This window comes from Deltaproteobacteria bacterium, assembly GCA_019310525.1.
Lineage (GTDB): Bacteria > Desulfobacterota > DSM-4660 > Desulfatiglandales > HGW-15 > JAFDEE01.
In genome coordinates, this window is record JAFDEE010000146.1 from 1 (window position 1) to 4,611 (window position 4,611).

6 protein-coding genes are annotated in these 4,611 nt (G+C 53.0%); 1 reads left to right on the plus strand and 5 read right to left on the minus strand.

Going from position 1 to position 4,611, the window contains the following annotated elements; all coding sequences use genetic code 11:
- Window positions 1–125 precede the first annotated feature (125 nt).
- Entirely contained in the window at window positions 126–563 is a 438-nt protein-coding gene (gene tnpA / locus JRF57_16230) for an IS200/IS605 family transposase (protein MBW2305244.1), read from the plus strand.
- Between the two features lie 245 nt (window positions 564–808).
- On the opposite strand, the gene JRF57_16235 is transcribed toward tnpA, so the two are convergent.
- The 5 genes from JRF57_16235 to JRF57_16255 form a co-directional block, all read right to left on the minus strand.
- The gene (locus JRF57_16235; protein MBW2305245.1) at window positions 809–1,237 is read right to left on the minus strand and encodes an amino acid-binding protein; all 429 of its coding nucleotides are present in this window, start codon (window positions 1,235–1,237) and stop codon (window positions 809–811) included.
- A gap of 1 nt (window position 1,238) precedes the next feature.
- Window positions 1,239–1,784, minus strand: a complete 546-nt coding sequence (locus tag JRF57_16240; GenBank protein ID MBW2305246.1) for a 2-oxoacid:acceptor oxidoreductase family protein — start codon at window positions 1,782–1,784, stop codon at window positions 1,239–1,241.
- A 92-nt stretch (window positions 1,785–1,876) separates the two neighbouring features.
- Window positions 1,877–2,629, minus strand: coding sequence for a 2-oxoglutarate oxidoreductase (locus tag JRF57_16245; protein ID MBW2305247.1), 753 nt, complete (start codon window positions 2,627–2,629; stop codon window positions 1,877–1,879).
- A gap of 5 nt (window positions 2,630–2,634) precedes the next feature.
- Window positions 2,635–3,714 carry a 3-methyl-2-oxobutanoate dehydrogenase subunit VorB gene (gene vorB / locus JRF57_16250; protein ID MBW2305248.1) on the minus strand — a complete coding sequence of 360 codons (1,080 nt, stop codon included), beginning with the start codon at window positions 3,712–3,714 and terminating at the stop codon, window positions 2,635–2,637.
- Window positions 3,704–3,943 (minus strand): 4Fe-4S binding protein, encoded by a 240-nt coding sequence (locus tag JRF57_16255; GenBank protein ID MBW2305249.1) that lies wholly within the window; start codon window positions 3,941–3,943, stop codon window positions 3,704–3,706. The genes vorB and JRF57_16255 overlap by 11 nt, the downstream gene beginning before the upstream one ends.
- Between the last annotated feature and the right edge of the window lie 668 nt (window positions 3,944–4,611).

Consider the following 4,611-nt stretch of genomic DNA (forward strand, 5'->3'; position numbering starts at 1 on the left):
TTTAATTGAACATTAAAATCCATGCCCTTTGGGCATGGTCAGAGTTCAAAGGCTTTGCCATTTGAACGACTCATTGTTACCCCTATACTGAATTGTCCCCACAATTTCAGTGAAAGGAGAAAGCAATGAGTCGTTTTAGAAAACTATCACATACCATTTGGCACTGCCAATACCATATTGTCTGGGTTCCAAAATACCGTCACCGAATTTTGGAAGGTGCGGTCAAAAATCAGGTTGGCAACTGCATTCGGGCCTTTTCGCAACAGAAAGAGGTCGAGATTTTGGAAATGAATATTCAACCGGATCATGTGCATGTATTAGCGATGGTTCCTCCGAAAATCTCGATATCTGACTATTGCGGTATCGTAAAGGGCAGAACAGCAATCCGAGTTTTCAACAAGTTTCGAGAACTCAAAGATAAACCCTATTGGGGTAATCATTTCTGGACCGAAGGGTACTGCGTTGATACAGTGGGTTTAGATTCAGAAATGATACGAAAGTACGTCAAGTATCAAGAGGCCCAAGAACGAAAGAGGGCCGAAAAACAAGGTAAATTGTTTTAGGTTGAAATAGGGGGCAATTCGTTCCTTGCCCCCTGTGGGGGCAAGGCAAACTCACCCCCTTTTTTATTCCTCGAAATACTTCAATGTATTCCTGTGGTTAAAATTTTCGCCTTCCTTGACCTTGAACAAAATTGAACATTTTTCAAAGGTCTCCCTTCCTAAGGTTCTATTCGGATTTCCTGTCGGAATCTTAAGGGAAAAATATGTTCCTTCCCAGGGCAGCTCCATGGAGAGGGGGGAGGGCATTAAAAGTGATAGAGTTCCTCACCCAAGACCCGGATCCAGTTTTCTTCAAGGATCTTTGCGGCCTTTTCCACGAGCCCCACTCCCAGGATCAGAACCGTGATGTCCCCGGTACCGATACAGGGGTAAATGTAATCCACGTTTATCGCCGCATCCTTTAAGGGCTTGAGGACCGCGTTCAGCCCGCCCGGATGATGGGGAGTTTCACATGCAAGCACTTCCCTGGTCCTGATGTCGTATCCTGCGGTCTTGAGAACATTGTATGCCTTTTTGGGGTCGTTGGCCACAAAACGAAGCCCCCCTTCCTTTTCTTGGGTCGAGACGTAAAGGGCTATGATGTTGATTCCGTTTGCCCCCAGAAGTTCACTGAGGAGGCACAATTGCCCGGGCTCGTCTTTCAGGCTGAGATGGATTTCTTCCACGCTTTTCATATCAGGCTCCTTTCAGCACATATTGAGCGCCTCTGTTCAGGCCCTTCCGGTTCAGCTCCATGAGTTTCGCCTTTTTCCCCTTCACGATTTCCTCGAGCCCTTGCATGACCGCCTCCAGCGTGGTGATTCCGGTTTTGGCCACAAAGGCTCCCAGCATAATCATGTTGATGGTTCGGTCGCTTCCAAGTTCCCGTGCCATATCATTGGCGGGAATCTTCAACACCGTAATATCGTCTCTCGTTGGGTCCCTGTCCACCAGGCTTGAATTGAGTGCGATGAGACCGCCTTCCCGAATGGATCCCTCGTATTTTGCCAGGGAAGGCCTGTTCATTATGACGGCATAGTCGGGTGTGGAGGCCACCGGGGAGAAGATCTCCTCGTCGGAGACCACAACCGTGCAATTGGCCGTACCCCCACGAACTTCCGCACCGTAAGAAGGAAGATAGGTCACGTTCTTTCCTTCGAGCATGGCCGAGAGGGCGGTGAGGTATCCCATCATCAGCACGCCCTGGCCTCCGAAACCGGCGAAAACGGTCTTTTTAGTCATGATCTTTCCAAAACCTCATTTTCTTCCAAGTCATTCATTCCCGTTTCGAGCCTTCCGATCCAGATTTCGCACTCATGGTCCTGGAATCGTGCCTAACTGTTTCCCTCGGTCTCATCCTTGATTACTCCGAGGGGGAAAATCTTCGCCATGGTATCTTCCACCCGCTTGGCGGCCTCCACGGGAGACATTTTCCAGTTGGTGGGACAGGGTGAAAGGATCTCGACCAGGGAGAATCCGAGGCCCTGCATTTGCACCTTGAACGCTTTGGTGATGGCCTTCTTGGTTTTGCGGACGTTTTTCGGGGAATTGACGGCGGTTCGCTCGATATAGGTGCTTCCCCGGGCCACGGCCAGCATCCGGCTCAGATCAAGAGGCGCGCCGTCCCTGGCAGCATCCCTTCCACCCGGGGTTGTGGTCGAATTCTGGCCGAGGAGGGTGGTTGGGGCCATCTGGCCTCCCGTCATACCGTAAACCCCGTTATTGACGAAGATGGTCGTTATGTTTTCCCCGCGGTTGGCCGCGTGGATGGTTTCCGCGGTGCCGATGGCGGCGATATCGCCGTCGCCCTGGTAAGTGTAAACGATTCGATCAGGGAGACACCGTTTGATTCCTGTGGCCACTGCGGCGCCCCGGCCGTGGGGCGCCTCTCCCATGTCGATGTCGAGGTAGTTATAGGAAAGCACGGCACAGCCCGCGGGAGGAACGCCGATGACGCGGCCTCCTATATCAAGCTCATCGAAGACCTCGGCCAGGAGTCGATGGATGATGCTGTGGCCGCAACCGGGGCAGTAATGGAAGACCGCCTTCTTGAGGTATTTCGGCCGCTCAAATACTTTCTTCTCCATGTGTCCTATTCCTCTTCAAGGTGCTGGCGATGGTAAAGGGTGTTGATTCTTTTGGCGATCTCGTCCGGTGTCGGGATGATTCCGCCCGGTCTGCCATAGAAATGGACATTGCTTCTTCCCTCTAAGGCGAGCTTCACATCCTCCACCATCTGTCCTGTACTCATTTCGAAGACGAGGAAATCCTTCACGAATCGGCTCAATTCAACGAGGGTCCGGTTGGGGAAAGGATAGAGAGTGACCGGCCGCATAAGACCCACCTTGAGCCCGAGGTCACGGACCCTCTTCACCGCACCCTTGGCGATCCTGGCGGCCGTACCGTAAGCGATAACCACGAGTCTGGCATCGTCCACCAGATGGGTCTCCGCGCGAGTGATCTCCCTCGCGATGATATCGTACTTTCTCATCAACTTCCAGTTGTGTTCCTCCTCCAGGGCGGTATCCAGGAGCAGGGACTTGACAAGCCGCCGGGGCCTTCCGTCCGCCCCGTCCAGGATCCAGGGCTTGGGGGGAAGATCGGACAGGTCGATCGGATCAGGAAGGACAACGGGCTCCATCATCTGTCCCATCATCCCGTCCCCCAGGATGAGAACCGGGGTCAGGTACTTGTCGGCATAATCGAAAGCCTGTCGTGTCAGTTCGGCCAGTTCCTGACCTGAGGCCGGGGCCAGTACGATGGTTCGATAGTCGCCATGGCCTCCCCCCTTGGTGGCCTGGAAATAGTCCCCTTGGGTGGGAGCAATGTTTCCAAGCCCCGGTCCCCCTCTCATTGTGTTGACGATCACTGCGGGGAGTTCCTGGGCGGCGAGGTAAGAAATTCCTTCCTGTTTCAAACTGATGCCGGGGCTGGATGAACTCGTCATGGCTCGAACGCCGGTCATGGCGGCCCCGATTACCATGTTTACGGCCGCCAACTCGCTTTCCGCCTGAATAAAGGTTCCGTCCTCCAGTCGGGCCATGGCACCGGCCATGTATTCCGTCAGTTCGTTTTGTGGTGTAATGGGATAGCCGGCATAAAAACGGCATCCGGCCCGAACGGCCGCCTCGCCGATGATATGGCTGCCTCTCATTAAGACTTTATGACTCACGATAGACCTCTATGGCGACGTCGGGGCAGATGGTGGCACACATGGCGCATGCCACGCAACTCTTCCCCTCCTTTGGTTTTTCCGTGAACTCGGCGGGGTAATACCCTTTCTGGTTCAGGGACTTAGACGCTGTGATGTTTTCGTTGGGGCAGACGGAAATGCAGAGGTAGCATCCCTTGCATAACTCCCTGTCGATAACGATTCTGCCTTTTTTTCGTTTTTTTACCATAACTCCATCCGCCGTTCAAAAAGCCTCTCCCTTCTCCTCCTCCCCGGAGGAACGGGATCATGGGCTGGTTTGAAGTAAGTGGGAAAATTTGCCGGGCTGAACAGGCAAGGTTAAACCTTTATTTGTTAAATCCGCTTTTGTCAATCGCTTTTGTCGAAATCGGTTTTTTTCTCAGTCCTTTTTCGGGAAAACTTTTCAGGCGCTCCGCTATGAAATTTGTGGAATAAAAGACGCCTGCACCACCGGAAAAGATCCCCATGCCCCTTCCGTTTCAATAACACCCGGTGAGTACTTCAATTCGGTACCGACCTCCAAAAGGCCGATGGCGCCTTTTCTTTCGTTCGGAGGCTCCCGGGCTGGTGTTTTCAGCGGCTTATCAGGGGGGGGGGCCATCGGCCCTTGCTCGAACTCTCCCTCCAAGGAGAAAAAGATCAAAAGCGTTAAGCCTTGGCACTCGAGAATTTCAACTGTAACTGACCCTCTCGAACTTGACTGCCAATGGGCCTTTTCCCATGCCCTTTCCGGAACAAGTGTTTCACCTGAAAACGAATGCCTGCACCACCGGGAGAAGGGGCATGTGGATCTTTTCGGAAGTGACCTGTCGGGAGGCCTGCCAGACAGCAGCAGGTAAACCTTCGTTATTTCAGGGGGTTAGGGATGGGGGAAAC